Annotated in this window: 19 protein-coding genes and 1 pseudogene; 5 read left to right on the top strand and 15 right to left on the bottom strand. The window is 68.9% G+C overall.

From position 1 onward, the window contains the following. Positions 1–21 precede the first annotated feature (21 nt). The 4 genes from E1293_RS04690 to E1293_RS04675 are packed head-to-tail and all read right to left on the bottom strand — an operon-like array spanning position 22 to position 3,198. A complete protein-coding gene (locus E1293_RS04690) occupies positions 22–429 on the bottom strand; it encodes a DUF6082 family protein (protein ID WP_132194172.1) in 408 nt (135 codons plus the stop codon). Then, the gene (locus tag E1293_RS04685; protein ID WP_207938666.1) at positions 426–887 is read right to left on the bottom strand and encodes an NUDIX domain-containing protein; all 462 of its coding nucleotides are present in this window, start codon (positions 885–887) and stop codon (positions 426–428) included. The genes E1293_RS04690 and E1293_RS04685 overlap by 4 nt, the downstream gene beginning before the upstream one ends. After that, a complete protein-coding gene (locus tag E1293_RS04680) occupies positions 884–2,101 on the bottom strand; it encodes a DegT/DnrJ/EryC1/StrS family aminotransferase (protein WP_132194168.1) in 1,218 nt (405 codons plus the stop codon). The genes E1293_RS04685 and E1293_RS04680 overlap by 4 nt, the downstream gene beginning before the upstream one ends. Beyond that, complete coding sequence (locus tag E1293_RS04675; RefSeq protein WP_132194166.1) at positions 2,098–3,198, bottom strand: Gfo/Idh/MocA family protein; 1,101 nt, start codon at positions 3,196–3,198, stop codon at positions 2,098–2,100. Before E1293_RS04675 ends, E1293_RS04680 begins: the two co-directional genes overlap by 4 nt. A 127-nt stretch (positions 3,199–3,325) precedes the next feature. On the opposite strand from E1293_RS04675, the gene E1293_RS04670 reads away from it, so the two are divergent. Next, positions 3,326–4,825: a peptide deformylase gene (locus E1293_RS04670; RefSeq protein WP_132194164.1), complete on the top strand. Its 1,500-nt coding sequence runs from the start codon at positions 3,326–3,328 to the stop codon at positions 4,823–4,825. A gap of 64 nt (positions 4,826–4,889) precedes the next feature. Here the strand turns inward: E1293_RS04670 and E1293_RS04665 are convergent, their stop codons facing one another. From E1293_RS04665 to E1293_RS04645, 5 genes are all read right to left on the bottom strand, one after another. Then, a complete protein-coding gene (locus E1293_RS04665; protein WP_132194162.1) occupies positions 4,890–5,348 on the bottom strand; it encodes a hypothetical protein in 459 nt (152 codons plus the stop codon). Positions 5,349–5,439: 91 nt separating this feature from the next. Continuing rightward, positions 5,440–6,396, bottom strand: coding sequence for a hypothetical protein (locus E1293_RS04660; protein WP_132194160.1), 957 nt, complete (start codon positions 6,394–6,396; stop codon positions 5,440–5,442). A 25-nt stretch (positions 6,397–6,421) separates the two neighbouring features. Next, positions 6,422–8,335 carry a hypothetical protein gene (locus E1293_RS04655; RefSeq protein ID WP_132194158.1) on the bottom strand — a complete coding sequence of 638 codons (1,914 nt, stop codon included), beginning with the start codon at positions 8,333–8,335 and terminating at the stop codon, positions 6,422–6,424. After that, positions 8,332–9,051 (bottom strand): toll/interleukin-1 receptor domain-containing protein, encoded by a 720-nt coding sequence (locus E1293_RS04650; protein WP_207938665.1) that lies wholly within the window; start codon positions 9,049–9,051, stop codon positions 8,332–8,334. The genes E1293_RS04655 and E1293_RS04650 overlap by 4 nt, the downstream gene beginning before the upstream one ends. Positions 9,052–9,070: 19 nt before the next feature. Next, positions 9,071–10,363 (bottom strand): helix-turn-helix domain-containing protein, encoded by a 1,293-nt coding sequence (locus tag E1293_RS04645; RefSeq protein WP_132194154.1) that lies wholly within the window; start codon positions 10,361–10,363, stop codon positions 9,071–9,073. Positions 10,364–10,531: 168 nt separating this feature from the next. Here E1293_RS04645 and E1293_RS50645 point away from each other — a divergent pair. Further along, positions 10,532–10,854, top strand: a pseudogene (locus E1293_RS50645) (transposase); the annotation flags it as partial. 219 nt (positions 10,855–11,073) lie between these two features. Here E1293_RS50645 and E1293_RS04635 read toward each other — a convergent pair. Continuing rightward, positions 11,074–12,291, bottom strand: coding sequence for a tyrosine-type recombinase/integrase (locus tag E1293_RS04635; RefSeq protein WP_243716019.1), 1,218 nt, complete (start codon positions 12,289–12,291; stop codon positions 11,074–11,076). Between the two features lie 231 nt (positions 12,292–12,522). After that, the gene (locus E1293_RS04630) at positions 12,523–13,080 is read right to left on the bottom strand and encodes a hypothetical protein (protein ID WP_132194150.1); all 558 of its coding nucleotides are present in this window, start codon (positions 13,078–13,080) and stop codon (positions 12,523–12,525) included. 751 nt (positions 13,081–13,831) lie between these two features. Here E1293_RS04630 and E1293_RS04625 point away from each other — a divergent pair. Next, the gene (locus tag E1293_RS04625) at positions 13,832–14,368 is read left to right on the top strand and encodes a hypothetical protein (protein ID WP_132194148.1); all 537 of its coding nucleotides are present in this window, start codon (positions 13,832–13,834) and stop codon (positions 14,366–14,368) included. Between the two features lie 364 nt (positions 14,369–14,732). On the opposite strand, the gene E1293_RS04620 is transcribed toward E1293_RS04625, so the two are convergent. Further along, complete coding sequence (locus tag E1293_RS04620; RefSeq protein WP_132194146.1) at positions 14,733–15,251, bottom strand: hypothetical protein; 519 nt, start codon at positions 15,249–15,251, stop codon at positions 14,733–14,735. Between the two features lie 123 nt (positions 15,252–15,374). On the opposite strand from E1293_RS04620, the gene E1293_RS04615 reads away from it, so the two are divergent. Continuing rightward, on the top strand, positions 15,375–16,052 hold the full coding sequence (locus tag E1293_RS04615; protein WP_132194144.1) for a TetR/AcrR family transcriptional regulator: 678 nt from the start codon (positions 15,375–15,377) through the stop codon (positions 16,050–16,052). 555 nt (positions 16,053–16,607) lie between these two features. Here the strand turns inward: E1293_RS04615 and E1293_RS04610 are convergent. After that, positions 16,608–17,363 carry an SDR family oxidoreductase gene (locus E1293_RS04610; protein ID WP_132194142.1) on the bottom strand — a complete coding sequence of 252 codons (756 nt, stop codon included), beginning with the start codon at positions 17,361–17,363 and terminating at the stop codon, positions 16,608–16,610. An 8-nt stretch (positions 17,364–17,371) separates the two neighbouring features. Then, a complete protein-coding gene (locus tag E1293_RS04605) occupies positions 17,372–18,337 on the bottom strand; it encodes an alpha/beta hydrolase (RefSeq protein WP_132194140.1) in 966 nt (321 codons plus the stop codon). Between the two features lie 137 nt (positions 18,338–18,474). On the opposite strand from E1293_RS04605, the gene E1293_RS04600 reads away from it, so the two are divergent. Further along, entirely contained in the window at positions 18,475–21,210 is a 2,736-nt protein-coding gene (locus E1293_RS04600) for an AAA family ATPase (protein ID WP_243716018.1), read from the top strand. A gap of 2 nt (positions 21,211–21,212) precedes the next feature. On the opposite strand, the gene E1293_RS04595 is transcribed toward E1293_RS04600, so the two are convergent. Then, positions 21,213–23,164 (bottom strand): protein kinase/lanthionine synthetase C family protein (locus tag E1293_RS04595; protein WP_132194136.1); only part of this gene is annotated, 1,952 nt, incomplete at its 5' end.

Below are 23,164 nucleotides of genomic sequence, written 5' to 3'. Positions count from 1 at the left end.
GGCCACATCTGTCTCCGCTACCTACGGCGCGATGGTGTCGGTGTATGCCGCGTCGACTTCGGCGGTGAATGTGTCCTCGGCGTCATCGCCGTCGGTGATGGTGACGCGGTCCGGGCGGCTTCGGGACCAGAACGCGCGCATGTCCGGGCTCGTCATGAGGAACCGCAGGGCGCTGCGAAGTTCGGGTAGCTCGATCGTGCGAGTCTCGTAGGAAACCTTCTGAAGGTTGAGGATCAGGTTGCAGTAATGGTCCTTGCGGGTCGTTTCCGCCCCAGGGGAAGGTGCGGGCCAGACCGAGCGAAGCTCGCTGTCCTCGATGGCCATTTTGATGAGGTCGGTGTGCAGCTCGCGCATCGCGAGTTCGCTGCTACGAGCCTGCTCTTCCTGGGCGATCGTCAGTTCTTCACGTTTGGAATCTGCCAGGTTCATGCAGCGGTCCAGTCCCGGATTACTTGAGCGGTCTCGTCAGTGACGTCGGAGTCGGTCAGGTCGGCGGGGTGGAGCCATCGGTGTGCTGTGTGTTCGGTGCTCAGGACGATGGGCCGACCGTGGTGGGCGAGGCCGAAGGTGTATTGGCGGGCTTTGCGGCCGGAGCCGGAGATGTAGTCGAAGTGGGTGACAAAGCCGGGGTCGAGGGTGAGTGGTCCGGTCCAGCCGATTTCTTCGGCGAGTTCACGTTCCAGTGCGGTGAGCAGGTTCTCACCTGGCTCGACGCCGCCTGAGGGGAGTTCTTCGATGCCGGCCATGAAGGTGTCCTCGGCGGAGCGGCGCAGGATGAGCACTTGGCCATCGGTGTGGACGATGGCGCCGACCACGAGTTTGGTGATGCCGTCGCGGTCGGCGTCGGCGTGCAATTGGTGGATGTCGAGGCCCGATGCGGTGGTCACGCTGGCAGGGTAGTCCCGCCGGGCGGCGAGGCGAGGGTGTTGAGGGCCCGGTCGAGCATGTTGATCGCGGTGTCGATGTAGGCGCATCCGTCCGGCCCGTCGTCGGCGGGAACGTTGATCCGTAGCGAGGTGGCGGCCAAGTGTTCGGCGACGTGCAGTTCGCAGCGGATACAGGATGTCTTGTAGATGGTGACCGGTGACCTGGGCGCGGCGAAGACGGGGTAAGTGTGCAGTGGCCGCATCGAGTCGCAGGTGGTGATCTCGCCGTATCCGCACTGCTGGATGGTGTGGAGAAGATCGTCACGGGTGAACCCGGCGGCGTGCGGGTCGATGGTGAACACGAAGGCGTAGAAGGTGGCGGTCCGGTCGGAGCCGGTCGGGGTGAGCACGCCGATGCCGGCTCGTCCGGCCAGCAGGTGTTCCAGTCGGGCGGCGTGGCGCTGGCGTGCGAGCAGCCAGTCGTCCAGGCGTCGCAGGTACACCTCGGCCATCGCCAGCCCGAGCGGGTGTGCCCGGTATTTGAGGCCGAGGCCGGTATCGGCGAACCGGTAGAGCGGTGATTCGGTCCTCACCTCGGCCAGGGCTCGCTTGTTGAAGTGCCCGAGAAGAGTCGCCTTCTCGTAGACCCCGCGGTGCGGGGTGGTCAGGATGCCGCCCTCGCCAGCGGTAATGGTCTTGTGGCCCTGCAGGCTCCAGCAGGCGGCGTCGGCGAGTTCGCCCACGCTGACGCCGTCGCGGGTGGCGCCGTGGGCGTGGGAGCAGTCCTCCACCAGCGCCAAGCCGCGGGCATCGCACCAGGCTCGCAGTCGCCGGGTGTTTTGCGGGGCGCCCCACATGTGCGTGATGGCCACGGCTTTGGTGCGGTCAGTGAGTAGCTCGTCGGCGCGTTCGAGGTCGAGTTCGCCGTGGATGTCGATGTCGGCCAGGACCGGAACGGTACCCAGTTGGAGCAGCGGGGTGGCGGTGGCGAAGAAGGTGTAGTCCTGCACGATCACCTCGTCGCCAGGGCCGAGGCCGAGCGCGTAGTAGGCCGAGTGCAGCGCCGCGGTGCCCGATGAGGTCAGCAGCGCGTACGAGGCGTTGTGGCGGGCGGCGAAGGCGTCTTCGAACCGGGCAATGATCCCCGACCGGTCGTAGAGAGAGATGGCGGTGTGCAGTTGCCGGGTGACCGCAGCGGAGACCTCGGCGTCGATGGGCGGCCACTGGAAAGTCATGACGCACGTCCTTCCTGGACGGGGACGGGGACGGTCATCGGTCCGAAGTCAGCGCAGGAGGCCACTGGGGCGGAACGGCCGAGCCGCACCGAGGTGTAGGCCGCCTCCATCAGCGCAGTCGCGGTGATCCCGGTGCGAGCCTCGGCGGCGGTGACCGCAGTGTCGCCGAGGGTCTGGGCGTGGTAGCGCAGCATCGCCGCCCACGGGTCGTCGTCAGCGGCGGTCACCTCGGCGCGGTGGGTTCGTCCGGCTGGGGTGGTGACCTGCAGCACGGATCGGTCGCCGGAGATCGTGATGCGGCCGTGCTCGGCGACCATGTCGATCTCGTCGGCACGCTCCTCGCAGCGGGACAGGTGCACGGTGCCCGCGCATCCGCCGACATGGGTGATCGTCAGGTGGGCGCTCTCCTCGACCTCGACGGCAGGGCGATGCGCCGGTGAGCTGGTGGTGACCGCGTACACCGTGGCGGGCCTTGCGGACGGCCGTCCGGTGAGGCGGCTGATCAGGTCGAAGGCGTGGTAGCCCAGGTCGCAGATGGCTCCGCCGCCCGCGCGTTCAGCCGAAGCGCGCCAGGTGCCGGTGTAGTCGCCGGTAGGGCGGGTGATTCGGATTCGGTACGACAGCAGCCGTCCCCACGCCGCCATCCGGTCGGTCGCGATCTGCAGCAGCTGCCCGTGCGGACGATGCGCCAGCACCCGCACGTCGCGGGTTGCCAAATGGACGGCCTGCTGGAGAGTGAGGGCGTAGGGCTTCTCCTTCCACACCGCGATGTGCGCGTCGGTCAGCCGCAGCGTCGCCTCCTGGTGCTGGTCGTGCGGGCAGGCCAGGATCGCGACCTGGTACGGGCCTGCGGCCAGTGCTCGGTCCAGCTCGGCGAACACCGGGATGTCATCAGGCTGCCTGCCAGCTTCTGTCAGCCCGGCGATCCGGGCTGCGACGGTGGGATCGGGGTCGCAAATCGCCGCGACCTGCGCGGTCGGCATGGCCCGGCGCAGCGCCGGCAGCAGAACATCGACGGTGCGCTGCCCGGCGCCGACGACCAGGAGCCGCAGATCCCGGTCGGCGACCGGCGAATCGGGGGAGGCCAAGCGAGTCATCGAGAATCTCCTCGTGGTTGTCGTCACAGGCGAGGAAACTCTCGATACAGCCGGTGAGGCCACGCTGACGGGACCTCATTCACGGTTCATTCATTCCCTCAGCCCGGATTGAAGAGATGATTGGGCCATGGGCGTCCAGCAACCCGCCGATGATCCAGCGACCGCCTCCGCAGAGGGAACGCCCTCGTTCGGCGCGGCCCTGACCCGGTGGCGCGAACACCGTGCGATGTCGAAGAAGAAGCTGGCGGCAGCGATGGGTTTCGACCCGTCCTACGTCAGCCATGTGGAGGCCGGACGCCATCCGGCCAGTGAGGACTTCGCCCGCAAGGCCGACGGTGTGCTCAGTGCGGATGGCTCGTTGTGGCAGGCGTGGCGAGCCGACGGACCGCCCCGAGCCCTCAGCGCCGGTGCGAGCGACGTCGAGGGCCTGGTGGTGGAGGAGGACCATGCCCGGCTGGAGTACGACGGGACGGTGTACCGGCCGATGCAGCGACGCCGCCTGTTCAACGGCGGCGCCGAACCGGTCACCCGCTACCTGATCCGCATCAGCGTCGACCGCTACCCCGGCCGACCCGACCGCTCCAACGCCCTGTACCGGGCCCGGCCGCTCACCTGGGACGAACTCGCGCTGACCGCGGCCTGCGACGGCGAACCCATGAGCTGGCGACCAAAGCAAGATCGCGACTCGTTCAAAGAGGCATGGCTGTGCCTGGACAACGACCGCGGGCGCTTCCCCCTCTACCCCGGTCAGCACTCGACCATCGAGTACGGCTACCAGGTCGACGACGGGCGGTGGGGCCCATGGTTCCAGCGCGCAGTCCGCTTGCCGACCCGGCGACTGTCGGTCGAGCTGGTGTTCCCTGCCGGGCTGGATCCGGTGGTGTGGGGCACCGAAACCTCCACCACCGCCGAGGCTGTCCCACTCCGCACCCCCATCACCCGTACCGAGAACGGGGATCGGCTGGTGTTCTCCTGGGCTACCCAGGACCCGCCGATGGGCGCGCGCTACCGGCTGGAATGGCGGTTCCGCGCCCGCGACGACGATGCCGATCAGCCCCGTCCCAAACTACGCACCGCCAGCGATCGGATGAAGGCCGCCGGCATCGTCCAGCGCGGCGAACCGATCCTGGCGACCACCGCGCGCCCGTTCGATCTGCCCACCGAAGCCGCTGAGGCCGGCGATGTCATCGACCGGTTGTTCGCCGCGATGCAGCGAGTCCGAGAACATCACGTGTTCGGCAAGGGCATGGGCCTTGCTGCTCCGCAGATCGGCATCGACCGCGCCGCCGCCGTCATCACCCCACCCGACCCGGACGCGGAGCCGCTCGTGCTGCTCAACCCCCGCGTGATCAACGCATCGTCCGAGACCGACGAGCAGTACGAGGGCTGCCTGAGCTTCTTCGACGTGCGCGGCCTGGTGCCCCGACCGCTCCGGCTGGAAGTCGCCCATACCCACCTGGATGGGAAGTCGGTGATCGTGGTCCTGGACGCCGCGCTCGCCCGCCTGGCTGGGCACGAGATCGACCACCTGTACGGGCGTCTCTATACCGACCGGATGCGCGAGGGCGTCCGCCCGATCCCTGTAGAGGACTACCGAGGAACCGGCCACGCCTGGTCCTACCGCTGAAGTCCCATGACCGATGACCCGTCAGCGACCTTGCCCGCGCTCGCGCGGCGGCAGCATCCGCCATTTAGTTAGCAGGTCGGGGCCCATCATGTTTGTCGATGTGCTCGCCGGACGTCGGCGCCAGATGGAAAGTTGCTCCTGAAATATGACCAGCTTGGATGATGGAGCCAAAATGCGTGTCTCCGCTGTTGAAGTTCGAGATGGTCTCCACGGGAGACGGCGTGAACGCAGAGAGGAGACGTCGTAGCGCATCTGCGGCCGTTTCGTCTGAGCGTAGGAGGAGTTCCAGGCGGGAGCGCCAATGACTCTCGATGGCTGCCACTTTCGTGTCGTCATGCTCGAGGTGGGCGGTCACAAGTTCCATCCGTGATGTCTCCAGTCCCTCCAGCGGCGCTTCGGCGGGATCGGATTGAGCAAGAATTCGTGCGAATCCGCCCTTCACCCGTGCCCAGGAATCGGAGACCATCAATCCGACTAGTGCGGTTGCTCCGCTGCTTGCCAGTGCGGCCAGTTCAGCTTCCATCGGCTGCCTCTCCTGCGGGCTCGGTGTCGGCCAGCGTGTCGTATCGGTGTATCAGTTCTTCGGCCAGTTCCTGCCATCCGTGCGCGGTGGCCTAGTCGGCCACCTGCCGGGCGAACAGGCGGCGCTGGGGATCATGCTCGTCCAGCCGGATCGCCTGGAGGAGAGCGTCGAAGAGATCGCCAGCGGACTCCTTGTGCTCTCGCGACCAAGCCGCACCTGATCCGTTGGGGGCGGCTTGACCGTTCGACGCGGCGAAGCCTGAGAGGAACGAGTGGAACGTCTCTGGCACATCGCTGTTATTGGCGGCGGACGAGAGTTGCGCGAGAAGACCGATGTCGTTGACCGTCTTCTCCACCTGATCGTCGTTCCTGGCGAGCCACCAGACCACGGCGCTGCCGGGGTTCTTCAAAACGTCTCCGCCGAGGTAGTCGCGTTTGCTCAGCTCATATTTGCGCTCGTGCTCCCAGACGACTTCTTCCTTGCGGACCGTGGCGAGTTTGTCCAGCCGTTCGTGATCGTGGTCGGGAAGGACGAGTTGGACCGACTCGGCCATCGTCCGGAGCAGTCCTGTGCCATCTGTCCGCATCTCTCCGAGCGCGCCGGCCAGTTCGTGCCGGACGAGTGAGGCGTGACTCGGATCTCGTAACTCGGTGATCTTTCGGGCGCGCTTCACCACGGCGTCTACCGCAAGGGCGGCGGGATTGATCGCGGACTCGTCCGTCACGGCCGGAGTCGGTGACCAGATCACCGTAGCCGAGAACAGGAAGTGGTAATCGGGTAGTTCGGTCGGCAAGGGGATATCGGTGACGCGCGACCTCCTGACGTCCGCCGCCGGGCCGGCTGCGTTTCCGAACATGGGCTCGGAGCGCGAGGTTCTGGAGGCTCGTTGCCCGGTTGGCCGTGTCAGGAACAGCAGGCCGGCGCCGAGCACGCCCGCCGTTCCGAGCGAGATCAATAGCGGCCAGGGGGCGAAGAGGATCAGGCCGATGAGGATCGCTCCGCCGGTGACCGCCAAATACGGTGTCGCAGTGTTCCGGCCGGTGTTCATGGGGCTCTCCGTTCGTCCGCGTGAGTCATGCTGTCCGGGCTCCCCAGACGGCGTTGATGTCCTGGATGACCAAGTCACCGAGCGGTGCCCACGCTTTCCGCTCGCACGTGATCGCGTAGAGCCGAGCAAGGACGCTGGCCTCCGCCTCGCCTCCGCCTACGAGGACGTCGAGGAGCGCGTGCCGATGCCGTTCGTCTTCGGCGGCGACATGCAGCCACCGCCGGATGGTCGAGGTCCACACATCGTGCGGCCGTCGCGCGAAGACCAGCGACCAGCCGGTGGCCAACTGTTGGCGCACTGTGCTTTCGGTTATGGGAGCGTGATCGCGCCGTCCGGGGTCGGTAAGCGCTTCGGGGTCGGCAAGTTGCAGGAACAACTCAATGTCGCGGGGCCATCTACCTGGCACGAACTTCGGATCCGTGAGACGGGTCAGCATCTGCCGACGAAGCCGAGGCGCGCGGCTGACCAATTCGATCAAGGTCTCGCGGGCCCGAGTTCCGCGCTCTCGCCTTGCAACGTGGTGCAACCGGACCAGAGCTTCGTCGGGATGCCTCGCCATCATCTCGTCACGGCACGCCACGATGATCACTTCGGCGAGTCGTTGAGAGAGGCTGTCCGTACGCGCCCAGTTGTATATCTGCCGGCGGAAGGACCGGGCCTGCTGCTCGTCCCGAAGGCCGTGCCGCACCACCACAGCGGCCGCTTCCATCTTGCGAGTCGTCGTGGGGTCTGCAGTCCACTGTTCAACCAGAGATACCAGCGTCGGCCGGTAGCGCTCGCTCAAGCACTGCTCGGTGAACCGCTCGACCAGATTCCTTCGTTCTCCAGCGGAGAGGTCGGGTGAGTCAGCGGTCTGTTTCACCCAGTCCTGTAGCGCGTCGCGGAGCTCCGGCATATGAGCCCAAAAATATGAACGGAGCGCCGCATCATAATCGAGCTCCTCGAATTGGACGCTGCCGGAAGGATCGACCTCTGCGCCGATCTCCTTGAGTCGTTGGTCGAGGGGGACACGCTCCAGGAGCGGGCTGTTCTCACACGGATGTGCGACAGCGGTGAGAAGACTGGCGTCTGCCCGGTAAATCACGTCGGCATGTGCTCCGTGCAGCATGGCGACAGCGAGCAGCAGCGCGCGCTGCGGGCCCGCAGTGAGTTCGGCTACCTGCTTTGCCACGTCTCGCGCCTGGCGGGACAGTGCCCGAAAGGCCTCCTCGCACCAGGCCATGAAGCTGCCCTCGCGGCGCTCGTCGCGAGCCCTGCGGATCAGCCTGACATACTTGTCGACCTCTTCCATGCGGCGGTCCGCGTCCAGGAAACGTAGCGGAGGAAGCGGAACCGGTCGAGGAATGTCCTCCGCCAGCAGGTAGCGGGCCAGCACCTCCTCAACGGCCGGGCGCTGTATTTCGATGCGGTATCGGTCCAGAGCTGAACCGAGATGACCGGTCTTGGCCGGCAGGACGACAACGAGATGCGCGTCGTGGTCATGCACCGTCGCGCGTAGCGGGGACAGTTCGTCCTGTACCTCATCCCACTGTCTTTCTGCGACCCGGGACAGATCCAGCCACACCAGGTCGCCGTCGCCGATATGACTGCGATCGATGCGCGGTGCATTCTCATTCTCCTGTAGCACCAGTTCGTGGATCTGCCTCCGATCGTCCCCGAGCTCCCACAGGAGCATCTTGGCCCCGGCGATCCTGCCACTGCCCGGGAGCCCGTCAAGGAACACGGTGCGGAAGGTCTCCAGGACGTCTCGTGCCTTGCCCAGTCCCGCTGGCTCAACGAAGCGCCGTCTCAACCACCGCAACTCGTCCGTGGGCTGCCTGCGGGGAGAGGCTCCGAAGGACTCGGTCCGCAGCAGGTAGTAGATGTTGTTGATGTCTCCCGCTCCCGCGTGCATGCCTCCATGAACTCCGAAGGCGTGTGCCTCGAAAGAGTCGCTCAACGCTCCTCCTCGTCTCCGCGTGCCTGGCCGAAGCGGTGACCGACGCCGCCGTGGTTATCACCGTGGATGTACGTCGCTCCGTCACCGGAGAAATGCTGAGTGTTCTGGTTGATATCGCCTTTCCCGGCGTGGACGGGACCCTGATTGCCCTTGATGACGGTGCCGACGTCGCCCTGGACGTGGCGGCTCTGGATCACCGTCCCGCGGGTGTCGCGAGCCGTGTTGTACACGGGGCCGGTGTCAGTGGATGGGGCGGCCTGCCGGTCCGACTTCCTGAGCACGGGAACGAGTTCGGCAAGGAGGTCGCCGATACGTCTGATGTCCGTCTCGTTGTCGCGCGGGTCCAGCCTGAGGGATTGGACATCGGCCAGGCGTTCCAGTTCGGCCGGTAGCTCGGCGGCTTTCAGACGTTCGGTTCCGCGGCCCTTGAGGACCGGGATGACGGTAATCTTCGAGGTGAAGGCCTCCAGGATCTCCCGGCGCACCCAATCGCTCTCGTCGCGCAGCCGGGGGTCGCGAGCCCAGTCGGGACCAATGATGGCGAGGAGGATCACGCTGCTGCATACGGCGTTGAGGAGTCTCTCCGGATACGCCTGGCCGGGCTGGATGGACGTGGTGGCGCGGAAGATCCGCTCCTTGCCGAACCGGTGGGACAGTCCCTGCTCCAGTATTGCGGCCGCCTCGTCGCCGTCGCCGGTGCGGTAGTTGATGAACACTCCTTGCATCGTGGTCTCCTCATCTGCGGGTGGTGGTTCCTAAGGCGGTACCGAGTTCGGGTGCCAGCGCGCGCACCGATCGGTTCTTGGGGTGGCGAGACAGCGTGCGCGCGAGAGCGCGCAGATCGGTGGCGACGGTCGCCGAGCCGATCGTGGTGACCTTTGGCAGCAGATCCTGGGTGAGCCGGCAGGCATGGTCGATCTCGCCGTCCGCTGCGTGGGCGAGCGCCCGCCGTAGGCCGAAGCGGACTTGCGTACGCACGGCCTGTTCAGGCACCTCTGCCAGTTGTGTTTCGATGATCTGCGCGGCGGTCCGTGGCCGCCCCAGGTCGTACAGGCACCAGCCCCTGACCATCTCAGCGGGATCGGTCAGGTTCGTGGTGCCGATGACCGGGGCGCCCGAGCCCTCCGCTGGGCGAGCAAGCAGGGCGCGGGCCTGCTCCAGGCTCCGCATGCAAGCGTGGTAATCGCCGGCGAGAGCGTGTCCTTGGGCTTCCCGCTGTGCGGCCAGGCCACGGACCCGCGGCGACACATCGCTGCTCTGCGCCTGCCGGGCCAGCCCGATCGTTCGCTCGGGGTCGCCGCGGTAGAGCGTGACGAGCGCGCGCCGGACCAGCGAGTAGGCGGCGAGATGGTGATCACCGCCGGCGTCGGCGAGGTCGACGGCGCGCTGGGTCCACCACAACGCGCCATTCTCGTCGCCGGTCTCCTGCACCAGCCAGCCGATGTACTCGGCGTAACGGGACCCGAGCCGTAACAACGCCTGGCGCGTACGTACACTGCCGGTCTTGGACAGTTCTTGGAGGACGTGGGTCTGTGCGATAAGAACGGGTAGCAGCAGCCCGGGGCTGGTGGTCTGGCCGAGCTGCCGATATTGATCGAACAAAGATCGGAATGTCCCGACAAGCGTCGCGTCCTCGACGTTGGTGGAGATGGCAGGAAGGCCGATGCTCACACCTGCGATAGACGCGGCACCGGCCGCGACCGCCTGGCGTCGGCTCATGGGCTGGAACCGGCTTTGGCCTTGTGAGGACAACTGCATCAACCACACCTCATCATTCACATTTGCATCTACGGTGACTCCAATCCCGGAAGGGTTTTCGGGGACCAGGGCGGCGAGCGCTCCCTCGGCAGCGAGCGCGGCATCGCAGAGGCGGGCCAGCTCACGGCTGGGCTTCTTGATGCCTCGTTCGACCTTGCTCAGTTGAGCCTTGCTGTAATGGACTCGCTGGGCCAGGCCCGTCAGCGTCATGTCGGCTTCCAGGCGCCGTCGTCGAAGTTCTGCTCCGAAGTCAGTGGGCTGCTGGACCACATCAACCTCCGTCACTGTCTGTCCGAACAGCCGGGAGTCACCGTCAGTAATACTGCGGGCCCCAGGCCGGGAGGACAAGGCGATACGGGCGTTTCCCGTTTCCTCTTCGAAGGCAATAGGAAGTAGCCGCCTTTGTCGATAAGCGGGGACCTGATCCGTGCTGCATCTGTGGATCGGAAGCCGACCGTGGGCCGGGATGTGCCGATCCGGGAGCTGCTGGGCGATGAGGTGCTGAAAGTGCTGCTGGAGCGGTCGACCGACGAGGCGAGGCAGTTGCGGTTGACCCGTGAGGTCTCATGCTCGGGGCGCTGGTCAAGGCGGTGCTGGAGCGGGCGCAGGAGGCCGAGCTGACCGCGCACCTGGGCTCTGCCAAGCACGATGCGGCCGGGAACAACTCGGGCAACCTCCGCAACGGGCGGGGCAAGAGCAAGACGGTGGAGACCGGCGTTGGTCCCGTCCGCCTGTCGGTGCTGCGCGATCGGGCCGGGGCGGCCATCAGGCTGCGCGAGGGGCATCTCTCTTGGACCGAGAGATGCCCCCATGGCTCTGGAACGCGCGAGTTTCGCTGGCGTGCACCTCTCAGGGCTATCGAGTGCCTGACCTGCTCCGAGTTTTGGCTAGGGCTTCGAGGGCGGTTTCGTCGGCGTCGGGGAGGGTGTGTAGGTAGCGCTCGGTTGTTGCGATGGAGGCGTGGCCTAGGCGTTCTTTGACTACTGGAGGTCGGCGCCGCCGTTGAGGAGCCAGGAGGCGTGGGCGTGGCGTAGGTCGCGCATGGTGGGTTTGAAGTTGAGGCCGGCGGCGGACAGGGCCGGGTGCCAGATCCTGCGGCGGAACCAGTCGTTGGGGATGTGGCCGTCGGTCTCGCGAACGCGGCGAGGACGAGGGTTGTCCTTGCCATTGGAGCGGCGCTTGGCTCGGTAGAGGGTGAAGGCGCCTCGGCAGTAGTCGCAGCGGCAGCGTCCGGCGGTGTAGGCGCTGAGGGTGCCGTGGTTGTAGGTGCGGCCCTTCTCGTTAGGTTCCGTGCGGCCGAGTGTCTCCGGGTCTGGGATTTCGGTGATGCGGGCTCGGGGCTTGTCCTGGGGTGGCATCTGGAAGAGGAGGTCGTCCTGGGTCAGCTTGGCGGTTCGGATGTGGTCTTCGAGCTTCTCGATGATCTGGGTGCTGAGCTTGAAGCGGCGGAACTCCTTGTCCTTCGGGTAGTCCTTGACCAGGAAGTGGCGGCCTTCCGGGTGGAACTTCGGGTTCAGCTCGACGACCGTGCGGCTGACCGTGAGGATGCGGGTTCTGAGGTTGACGTCCTTCACGCGCAGCTCGCTGAGTTCGCCCCAGCGGAGGCCGCTCTCGATCTCGGTCTCGGCGAGGAGCCGGAAGGTTCCCTCGGGGAGTGCGTGGTAGACGTCGTCGAACTGCTCGGGGGTGATGATTTCGAGGGGCTTGCGGACGACTGGGGGCGTCCGTACTCCGCGGCAGGGGTGGATGAAGGTGACCTGGTCGTCCATCGCCGTGGTGAAGACGGCACTGAGGATGATCTTTTGGTAGCGGATGGTCACCGGCTTCATGCCCTGGTTCTTGAGGGTCGTGATCCACTCGCGGACGTGCTCGGGGAGGATGTCGATCATCCGCATCGAGCCGAACGTCGGCATGATGTTCTTGTAGAGCGCGTACGTGTAGCCCTCACGGGTGGTGGCCTCGACCTGGTGGTTCGGGAGCCAGGTCTCCTCCACGTAGTCCTTGAACCGTTGTCTTCCGCGTCCGGGGTCTCCCGTGCGGCCCCTGGAGACCTCGACCTCTGCTCGTTGCCAGGCCTTGTCGGCCTCCCTTTTGTTGGAGTATGTCCCGGCTGACCGCACGCGGCCCTTGATGTCGACGTAGCAGGCTGTGTAGCGGTACTTTCCGTTGTTGCCTTTGCGCTTCTTCGCGTATCCCACGGTGCGATCTCCCCATGATCATCCGTCCGTGATTTGTCCGTGGACGGTGGCGAACCGGCCATCCTTGTCCGTGAGCAACCGACACCGGAACCGGCCGTCCACCTGAGATTTTAACGCGAATCGTCTATACCTGCACGACCCCAGAATGGCCAAGAATTGGGGTTCGGGACGAAGAAGTCGTGGGTTCAAATTTCGCCATCCCGACACCGTCAGCAGATCAGGGGCCGGAACTCACAGGAGACCGGCCTTTAGATTCTTGTGGCGGACGTTCGGATCGTCATTTCTGATCGCCGACGGGCAGTTCGGCCTGCCGTACTGCGCTGGATGCCAGGGCGATGGCCGCGCCAAAACTGGCGAATGCACCGCAGCCGACGAACGCTGGAGCGGTGCCCCAGGCTCGACGATGGGAGTACCGGTGACGCCGAAACCGGAGACGGCTCCGGCGACGGCGAGGGGACTGATGAGGCGATGGCGGCGGTTGTAGCGACGTCCGTCGAGTAGGTCGTTGTGCGCGGTGCCGCGGATCGACTGCTCCTCGAGGACCGCATCTGCGTCGTCAGCAGGAGCAGCAGGAAACGCGAAGAGCAGACCTGAGATAGTCAACGTGGCCGCCGCGGCTGTGAAGCCCATGGCCGGTCCGCCGCGCGGCGGACCCGCGATCTGGCTGAGGCGCATCGATAGAGTGCATGCTGGTGGCCGTGCCAACTGGTCGGAGCTGGTGATCCACGACGGGAGCGCCGCGACCGCGGGTACGGACAGTGCGTCCACCGCACCGAGGGTGAGCGCCACCGCGATCAGAATCCACAGGGGTCGGCGCCGTCAGCGCGATACCAGCGGCCACCTCGAGGATCAGGACGCAACGCACCCGTCGCTGTCGAGCACCACCAGGCGCGCGGTTCTTCGTGGACCCATCGTGCCCACCGGGAGCGGGTGCTTCGGCACGCAGGCTTGCCGACGGCGACAGGTCGCGCCGTCGGCCTCAGGCGTCAGCGGTGTCTCCGGGGTGAGCGGCCGCCTGGCCGAGGCGATGCTACTGCGAAGGCGGCGGATCCCTGTCAGGGCGTTCAGCGTTGAGCGCGACGGATCGACGGCGGCAGGGTGGGCTGGCAGGCAGAGCCCCTGGTCCGGAGGTGATGGTTGTGGTGATCAACGCGTCCACCAAGGGCTTTATTGCATCACCGGCTAAATGCTCGCATCGCGGTCATGCCGCAATCAGCGCCCGTCCAGACGGATGAGGAAGGGAGCTGGATGCAGGTCAGTGTCTTTGTGTTGGTGCACCTGAGGGTGTGCGTATTGGTGAGGAGTGAAACCTATTTTCTTGTGAAGAGGCTGGTCGTGCGCTCGGGGCCGAGAAAGATTGGGATTGCGCCAACTTTTCTGAGGCGTCGTACATCCTGACGCCCGCGCTGGTCCGCTAGTTCGGGAACTAGTGGGTCGGATTGATCACGTCATGGCATGCCAACTCCGGTGGGCTGCGTCCGCATCTCACTTTGCACAGCGCGACCACGGAGGCCGCGCACCGAGAACGGGAGCGGGAACCATGCGGAAGATCGTGGTCGGTGGGATGGTTGCGGCGCTGGCACTCGGGCTGACGGCCTGCGGCGGCATCGGCGATGGCAAGACCGCGGGGGTGGCGCCCTCATCGCCCGTCGGCTCCACGCCTACGAGCTCCGCGCCTACGAGCTCCGCGCCCACCAGCTCGTCGCCCACCCACTCTGCGCCCGCGCAGGGCAAACCGTCCACGCCGGGTGGTGGCACCTCCAACTCCGGGGGCTCGGGCGCGCCGGCCGGTCTGCGCACCCCGCTCTCGCGTGCGGGCAACCAGGTGATCAAGTCGAAGTGGGGGCGGCTGCGTTACCTGGCACCGGGCAAGTTCGCCGTCGGCAATGTCGTCTTCTTCATCGCCAACGCCACCACCCTTTACGTCGCCGGAGGCCCTTGCCCGGACGGGAGCACCCCGCCCGGCGTCAGCAAGTGCAACATGGACGGGTTCGAGGGATGGGTGCAGGCCGCCCCGCACAACGCCAACGTCCGCTTCGCCGGCCAAGGCGCCACCGTTATCACCGAGACCCAGTAGCGGCCGGCATCTGCGCGACACATGGCACGTCGACCACTGATTGCTAACCCAGAGGAGCCTTGGGAGGGAGGGCCGGAGTAGCCGGCCCTCCCTCCCAAGGCTTCCCTTCTTTCGCGTTGCTGAGCGGTTGCGGGTTTGGCCAGGGATTTCGTGACTTTCTCATCGCCATCGGGTGGAGCGGACGGGCGCGGTGTGGAGTTTCGAGTCGTGCCAGTGGGCCAGGTCGGTCCGGGGCACACGTATGGCAGCCTCGCTCAGTCGATATCGCCATCGGCGGCCGGATGGCAAGGCGTTCTGCGGCGCCTACCGCGACGCACCCCAAGGTGGCACGGTTACCTTTACCGACGCGCACTGTTGCCAGTGGTCAGGGGAGGGTTACGGCTATCAGGGCGATGGTGGAGCCGGCGAAGACGATGGTGTTGCGGACGTAGGTCTGGGCTTGGACCCAGGTCGGGAAGGCCTTCTCGGCCGCCTTGAGGAACGGGGCGACTTCGACGCGGGCCAGTTCTGGGTCGCCCTTGCGGCGGAAGGCGGCCTCTACCGACTTGACCGCGGTGAGGTTGCTGTAGACGATCCCCGCGTTCATCAAGAGGACCGCGGAAGAGAAGATCCAGGTCAGCAGCTGGGCCAGGTCTACGCCGGCGATGTTCAGGGCGGCGGTCACGATCATGATCGCCGCGACGGTCGCGGGGGCGGCGGTCTCGTGGCCGCCGGCGTCGAAGCGAAGCTTGTTCTCTTCCAGTACCTGCGGGCGGACGTTCTGGCGGCGCAGCTCGGCCTCCGCGGCGGCCTTGGCGGCGGGGCCGTAGCGGTGGCGGACCACCGGGATGCTGACGAAGGCCACGGCGACCAGCAGCTGCATGACGGCGGCGAGGGTGTTCACGGGGGCTTCCCTTCGATGACTTGCACTTAGTTCAAGTGCTGATAGGGACGACCGTAACCGGAGCTTGCACTAAGTGCAAGCTGATTCTTGAACTTTGTGCAAGTGGGTGCGTAGGGTGAGGGCATGCCTCGCGACACCCTCAGCCGGGATCAGATCGTCCGCGCCGCCATCACGCTCCTGGACGAGGAGGGTCTTGAAGGGCTGAACATGCGCGCCCTGGGGAAGCGGCTCGATTCGGCGGCGACGGCCATGTACTGGCACGTGAAGAACAAGGACAACCTCGTCCTGCTCGCTGCCGACCAGATGTGGAGCGAACTCACGCTGCCCGACCTGGATCAGGTGAGCTGGCGTGCCGCGGCCACGACCATGGCCGCCGACCTGCACCAGATGTTCATCCGGCACCCCTGGTTGGTGCAGGCTTTTGCCGCATACGTCCTGTACGGCGAGGGCAAGGCGCGGCACGACGACCACGGCCTTGCCGTCTACGAGGCGGCTGGTTTCAAGGGTGACCAGGCCGATCAGGCTGCCGGCGCGGTCTTCACCTATGTCCTCGGGAACGCGGCCGGGGCCGCGGCGACCGCCTCGCTCATGCGTCGGCTCGACAAGGACGACGCGGCCGAGAAGCGGTTCCAGGACGCCATGGCCGGTGCCAAGGAGATCGCCATGCGCTACCCGCGCCTGCGCGCCCGCCTTGAGACCACGGCGGCGACCGACTATGCCGCCGCCCCAGATAGGACGTTCGAGTCCGGTCTTCAAGCCCTCCTTGATGGGTTGGAACGGCGATTGAACGAGTGGTCGTGAACGGGGCGCGGGCGATCCGCGAGCTTGCGCCGCTGAGGGTCATGGGCCTGCTTCGGGTGATCGATTGCGCGGACGGAAGGCAGGCGGTGGCGAGTGTGAGGGCGTTGGCGCGGGTGGTCGAGGCGAGGCGGAGCAGCAGTGGCTCGGTGAGTTGGGCGCCGTGGATCCGGTACCGGGTGGTCGCCCGTCGCGTGGACGGTGGCGACGATCGCGGCGGCCGCGGCGAGGCAGGTCATCGGGATCAGCAGGCCGAGGTCGGCCCGGTTCCGAATGGTGCGCCGAGCCCAAAGGCGGCGAGCGCGCCGCGTGCTGCTGATCGGCGAGGCGCCGGTCAAGACCTACTAAGAAGCTCGGCGTATCCGACCGCACGGCCGCCGTGGTGGCCGCGATGGATCCCTTGACCATGCTGCGGCGGCGCTCACCCGCGATGGACGGCTTTCCGTGAGCTGAGGGCGAGGCCGGCTTCGTCGCGTTCGGCGTCCGCCGGGTCGAGGTCTTCCTGGCGGTCATCGCGAGGCCCTCACCCGCGCGGCGGCGCGGGTGAGGGGCGGCGGGTTATTTGGGGAATTCGTCTCGGCCGGGCCAGTTGGAGTAGGTGATCGTGCCGAGTTCGGCTTCGCCGGTCGGGACGAGGCTGTCCTCCACCACTTCGGCGCCGAAGTAGTGCGCCTGCGGGTCGGTGACGACCTCGCGCGGGTCGTTCCAGTAGGCCAGGGCGTCGCGGAAGAACTCGTCCATCCGGAAACGCTCGGGGCCAGCGGTCTCGACGCGGCCGTTCAGCGGTGTGCCGGTCGCGGCTTTGCCGACCGCCTTCGCAACGTCGTCGCCGGCCATGGGTTGGTAGAACACGGGCGCCATCCGGACGGCGCCGTCGATGGTGGACGTGTCGGCGATGGCTCTGGTGAACTCGAAGAACTGCGTCGCGTGCACGATCGAGTACGGGATCGGCGACTTCTCGATCAGGTTCTCCTGGGCGATCTTCGCGCGGAAGTAGCCGCGCTCCGGCGGCCGCTCGACGCCCACGATCGACAGGGCGACGTGGTGGCCGACGCCGGCCTCCTCCTCCGCGGCGAGCAGGTTGGCGGTCGAGGTCTCGAAGAACTTCAGGACGGCGGCGTCCTCGAACGACGGGGAGTTGGCCACGTCGATCACCACGGACGCGCCGGTCAAGACGTCCGCGAGTCCTTCGCCGGTGATGGTGTTGACGCCGGTGTTCGGGGACGCGGGCACGGCCTCGTGGCCTTGCGCGGTGAGGTTCGCGACGAGCTTCGACCCGATCAGGCCGGTGCCGCCGATGACAACGATTCTCATGGCGTTTCCTAATCAGTCTCACGGGGTCGGGTGTCCAGGGCGGTGGCGAGGGTCTGGACGGCCTGGGCGGTGGCGGCCCGCGCGGCACTGGTGTCGCGGACCGGGTTGAGCATCATGAAGTCGTGCAGGGTGCCGTTGTAGCGGACGCTGGTGGTCGGGACGCCGGCCTCGGTGAGGCGGCGGGCGTAGGCCTCGCCCTCGTCGCGCAGGACGTCGTTCTCGTCCACGATGACGAAGGCGGGCGGCAGGCCGGCCAGGTCGTCCAGGCCGGCCCGCAGTGGTGACGCGGTGGCCTCGGCGCGCTGTTCCGGGTCGGTGGTGTAGGCGTCCCAGAACCAGGCCATGGCCTTGGCGGTCAGGTGCGGGCCGGCGGCGAACTCGCGGTAGCTGGCGGTGTCCTGCGCGGCGTCGGTGACCGGGTAGTACATCGACTGGTGGACGAACCGGACGTCGCCGCGCCGCTTGGCGAGGATGGCCAGGGCGGCGGTCATGTTGCCGCCGGCCGAGTCTCCGGCGACGGCCATGCGGGACGCGTCGAGCCCTTCCGCCGGCCCGTTCCGGATGATCCACTGCGCGGTGGCGTAGGCCTGCTCGATCGCGACCGGGTACCGGGCCTCGGGGGACCGGTCGTACTCCACGAACGCGACCGCGGCGCCTGCCCCGGCCGCCAGTTCGCGGACGAGCCGGTCGTGCGTCCCGGCGTTGCCGAGGATCCACCCGCCCCCGTGGACGTACAGCACGACCGGCAGCACGCCGGCCGTCCCGGCGGGCTTGACGATCCGCACCCGCACGTCGCCGGCCCCGGCCGGGACCGTGATCCACTTCTCGTCCACCACCGGCATGCCGACCGGTGCGGACTGGATGTCGTCCAGGACCTTGCGGGCGCCTTCCGCGCCCAGTTCGTAGAGGTAGGGCGGTTTGGCGGCCGCGTCGGCGAACGCCTGCGCCGCCGGTTCCAGGATGGGCTCGCTCATCTGCGTGGTCTCCTTCCGTGCTCGTCTTCGAGCCGATATCGACCACTGTCGCCGGGCGGGGCGCGCGAGTAACCAGGGTGAGTCCCTGGCCGAGTCCCTGGGGTGGTCCCGGGGCCACCGGCGAGTAGATTCAAGGGGTGTTACGAGGTCGGCGCGCCGAGTGCGCGGAGCTGGACGCTCTGCTGGACGCCGTCCGCGGCGGCGAGAGCCGGGCGCTGGTGGTGCGCGGCGAGGCGGGCATCGGCAAGACGGCGCTGCTGGGGCATCTGGCCGAGCGGGCGCGGGGGTTCCAGACCGTCCGGATCACCGGGGTGCCGTCCGAGACGGAGCTGGCCTTCGCCGGGCTGCACCGGCTCTGCACGCCCCTGTCGGACCGGCTGCCCGCGCTCCCCGATCCGCAGCATGAGGCGCTGCGCGCGGCGCTCGGGCTGAGCGCCGGCCGCGCGCCCGACCGGTTCCTCGTCGGCCTGGCCGTCCTGGGGCTGCTCGCGGAGGCCGCCCGGGACCGTCCGCTGATCTGCGTCGTGGACGACGTGCAGTGGCTCGACCGGGCGTCGGTGCAGGCGCTGGCCTTCACCGCCCGCAGGCTGGACGTGGAGTCGGTCGCGATCGTCTTCGCGACCCGTGCCGCGGGGGACATGCCGGAGCTGTCCGGATTGCCGGAGATGGAGGTGAAGGGCCTGCCGGACGCGGACGCGCGGGCGCTCGTCCGCGCCGCCCTCCCCGGCTCGTGGGACGAGCGGGTGCTCGACCGGTTCATCGCCGAGGCCCGGGGCAACCCGCTGGCCCTGCTGGAGCTGCCGAAGGAGACGACGCCGGCGGACCTCGCGGGCGGCTTCCGCGTGCCGGACATGCCGACCCTCGCCGGCCGGATCCAGGAGATCTTCCGGCGGCGGGTGGCGGGGCTGCCCGCCGAGACGCGGCGGCTGCTGCTGGCCGCGGCGGCGGAACCGGCCGGCGACCCGGTGCTGCTGTGGCGGGCGGCCGACCGGCTGGGGATCGGCATCGAGGCGGCCACGCCCGCCGTCTCGGCGCGGCTCGTCGAGATCGACGACCGGGTGCGGTTCCACCATCCGCTGGTGCGCGCCGCCGTGTACTGGACGGCGTCGCCCGACGACCGGCGCGCCATGCATCGTGTCCTGGCCGAGGCCATCGACCGGGAGGACGATCCCGACCGGCGCGCCTGGCACGCGGCGCAGGGTGCGCAGGCGCCGGACGAGGACATCGCGGCGGAGCTGGAGCGTTCGGCCGGGCGGGCGCGGTCGCGCGGCGGGGTGGCCGCGGCGGCGGCGTTCCTGGCGCGGGCGGCCGAGTTGACGCCTGACCACGTCCGGCGGCAGCAGCGGGCGCTGGCGGCGGCGCGGGCGACCCATCACGCCGGGTCGCCCGACACGGCGCTGCGGCTGCTGTCGATCGCCGAGGCGGGCCCCCTCGATCTGGCCCGGCGCGGGCAGGTCGAGCTGCTGCGCGCCCAGATCGCCTTCACCGTGGACCGCGGCCGCGACGCCCCGCGCCTGCTGCTCGACGCCGCTCGGCGGCTCGCGCCGCAGGATTTGATGCTGGCGCGCGAGACGTACCTGGAGGCGATCAGTGCGGCGCTGTTCGCCGGTCCGCTGGCCGACGGGCCGGGGGAGACCGAGGCGGCGGAGGCCGCGCGGTCCGCGCCGCCGCCGGACGAGCCGCGCCCGGCCGACCTGCTGCTCGACGGCCTGGCGGTGCGGATCACCGAGGGCTTCGCCGCCGGGGTGCCGCCGCTGAAGGCGGCGCTGCGCGTCTTCCGCGGCCCGGATTTGTCCGAAGAGGACGGTCTGCGCTGGCTCTGGCTGGCCGGGGTGACCGCGGCGGCGGTGTGGGACCACGAGACCTGGAGCGTGCTCGCCGCCCGGCACGTCCGGCTGGCCCGGGAGTCCGGTGAGGTCACCGCGCTCCCCCTCGCGCTGACCCAGCAGGTCGCCGTGGACGTGTTCGCCGGTGAGCCGGCCGCCGCGGAGGCGCTGGTCGAGGAGATCACGACGGTCTCCGAGGCGACCGGGACGCCCGTCCCGCCCTACGGTGCCCTGCTGCTGACCGCCTGGCGGGGCCGCGAGGACGAGGGCGCCGTGCTGCGGCGGAACGTCGCCGCGGAGGCGGCCCGCCGGGGCGAGGGCAACGGGCTGACGGTCAGCGCGTTCGCCACCGCCCTGCTGTGCAACGGCCTCGGCCGGTACGCGGAGGCGCTGGCCGCTGTGCCCGAGGCCGGGGAGGACCGTCCGGTGCAGGTGGGGACCTCGCCCTGGGCGCTGGTGGAGTACATCGAGGCGGCCGCCCGGAGCGGCACGCCCGGACGGGCCGCCGCCGCCCTCCGGCGGCTCACCGAGGCGACTCTCCCCGCCGGGACGGACTGGGCGCTGGGCGTGCAGGCGCGCTCGCAGGCGCTGATGGGCGAGGGCACGGCGGCGGAGGGCCACTACCGCGAGGCGATCGACCTTCTCGGACGCGCCGGTGTCCGCGGCGAGCTGGCCCGCGCGCACCTCCTTTACGGCGAATGGCTGCGCCGGGGCCGTCGCCGCCGCGCCGCCCGGGAGCAGCTGCGCACCGCCCACGAGTCGTTCACCGCGATGGGCATGGACGCCTTCGCGCAGCGGGCCGCCCAAGAGCTGCTGGCGACGGGCGAGCATGTCCGGAAACGCACCGGCGAGGCGGCGAGCGAACTCACGCCGCAGGAGGCGCAGATCGTCCGGCTCGTCCGGGAGGGCCTGACGAATCCCGAGATCGGGGCCCGGCTGTTCATCAGCCCGCGCACGGTCGAATGGCACCTGCGCAAGACCTTCGGCAAGCTCGGCATCACCTCGCGCAGGCAGCTCCAGCGCAGCCCGGCCGAGGGCCGGGCCTGAAGCTAGCCCTGGGCGAGCGGCACCGACCACAGCCGGGGGCCGCTGCGGGTGTGCAGCCGGCGCAGGAACGACAGGACGCCCGCGGTGCCCGTCCCCCAGGTGAACGCCTGGACGTCCAGGTCGTTGCCCGGGAAGATCGGCCGGTCGTGGGGGCCGCCGGCGCGGATGAGCATCAGCTCGGCCATGTCCTCCGCATGGCGCCAGTAGGTGTCGTCGCCGGTCGCCTGGGCGACGTCGATCAGGGCGTCGCCGATGCCGGCGAGGCCGCAGCACTGGGACGTGACCCAGGCGCGGGGCGCGACCAGCGCGCAGGCCCGGACGGTCCGGGCGGCGAGGTCCATGTAGGTGTGGTCGTCGAAGGCCAGGCCCGCGCGCAGGAAGGCGGTCGCGACGCCCGACATGCCCTGGCACCAGGACGCGCCCATCGGCCTGCCCGTGGGGGACAGCAGTTCGCCGACCAGTCCCTCGGCCGCCTTGGACAGGGCGGTGAAGCGTTCCCGTGCCGCCTCGCCCGTCTCGGCGTCGCCGGTGGCCAGGTGGTGGGCGAGGAGGAAGTCGGCGACGCCCGCGTCCCCGTGCGCGTAGGCGGTGTCGACGTCGAGCCCGGCACCGGACGGTTCGAGGGCGGTGAGCTCCTCGGGCAGGGCGTCCGGCGCGGTGACCTCCCCGGCGAGCAGGCGGCGCGCGCATTCGGCGGCCGTCGCCAGATGGTCCCCGGACGGGTCGAGGGAGGCGAGCACCAGGTGGCCGGTGCCGATGCCGGCGAGCCCGTGCGCCTGGTCGGCCTTGTCGTCCCCGGCCGGCCGGACGGGGTCCGGCGCCGGCAGATCGGGGGCGGCCGTGAGGCGGGCGGCGGTCAGGAAGATCGCGGTCCCGGTGAGGCCGAAGTACAGCGCCGGAGGCAGGTTCGCGGGCGGCAGGTTCTCCGCCGTCCAGCGCGCGAGGTCGGCGCCCGTCGCGCGGGCCTCCGGGTGCTGGAGCAGCTCCATGCCCACGCCCGCGGAGCCGCTGTAGACGTTGGTGATCGGCGGCGCGGCCCGGCGGGCGTCGTCCGGGCCGCCCATCAGGCGCTCGGCATACCCGGCGACCTCGCGGACCGTGTGTTCGAGGACCGCCGACAGCAGGTCGCCGGTCAGCCGCACGGGGGGCGCGCAGGGGCGCGGCGGCGCGGCTCCCCCGCCGGTCCTGATCTCGGCGGCGGCGGACGTCCGCTCCGCCGGGTCGAGGCTGAGCAGGCGGGGCAGCAGGGCGACCGTGCCCGTCCCGGCGTCCGGGAAGATCCGGGCCAGGCACTGCAGCGTGCGCTGCACCCCGCGCTCCAGGTCGGGGTCGACGATGACGGGGTTCAGCCCGGTGGCGGCGTAGCAGAGCGTGGCGCCCAGGGAGAAGTAGTCGTCGGCGGGGGTGGACGGACGCCCGGTGCGCTGGTCCGGGACGCTGAATCCGCGGCTCCAGCCGGGCATCTGCAGGTCCTCCAGCCCGCTGGTGCCGAAGTCGACGAGCGTGCAGCCGCCGTCCTCGCCGAGGACGATGTTCTTGGGCGACAGGTCGCGGACGACCACGCCGCGCGCGTGCACCGCGTCGAGGACCTCCAGGATCCGGGACGCCAGGGCGGCCAGGTCGGCGCCGGTGAACACCCCGGCCTCGGCGACGTGGCGGTTGAGGTCGGTGGCCCCGGCATCGGTCATGACGAGGTACTCGTCCTCGCCGTGCCGGAAGTGGTCGAGCGCCTCGGGGACGCCGGGGACCCCGGCCAGCGCGCGCAGGATGCGGAGCTCGTTGCGGAGGTACATGCGCAGGTCGAAGCCGTCCTCGCGCTCGCCGACGTAGGCGCGGGACTCCTTCACGATCACCGGGCGGCCGTCGGGGGCCTCCGCTCGGAAGACGCTGCCGCGCGGGCCGCGCATGACCCCGGCCGTGACCCGGTAGCGTCCCCCGATCATCCGTCCCCCCG

Source organism: Actinomadura darangshiensis (genome assembly GCF_004349235.1).
GTDB classification, from domain to species: Bacteria; Actinomycetota; Actinomycetes; order Streptosporangiales; family Streptosporangiaceae; genus Spirillospora; species Spirillospora darangshiensis.
Note: the sequence above shows the minus strand (reverse complement) of the source record. Positions and strands in the feature narration are given on the sequence as shown.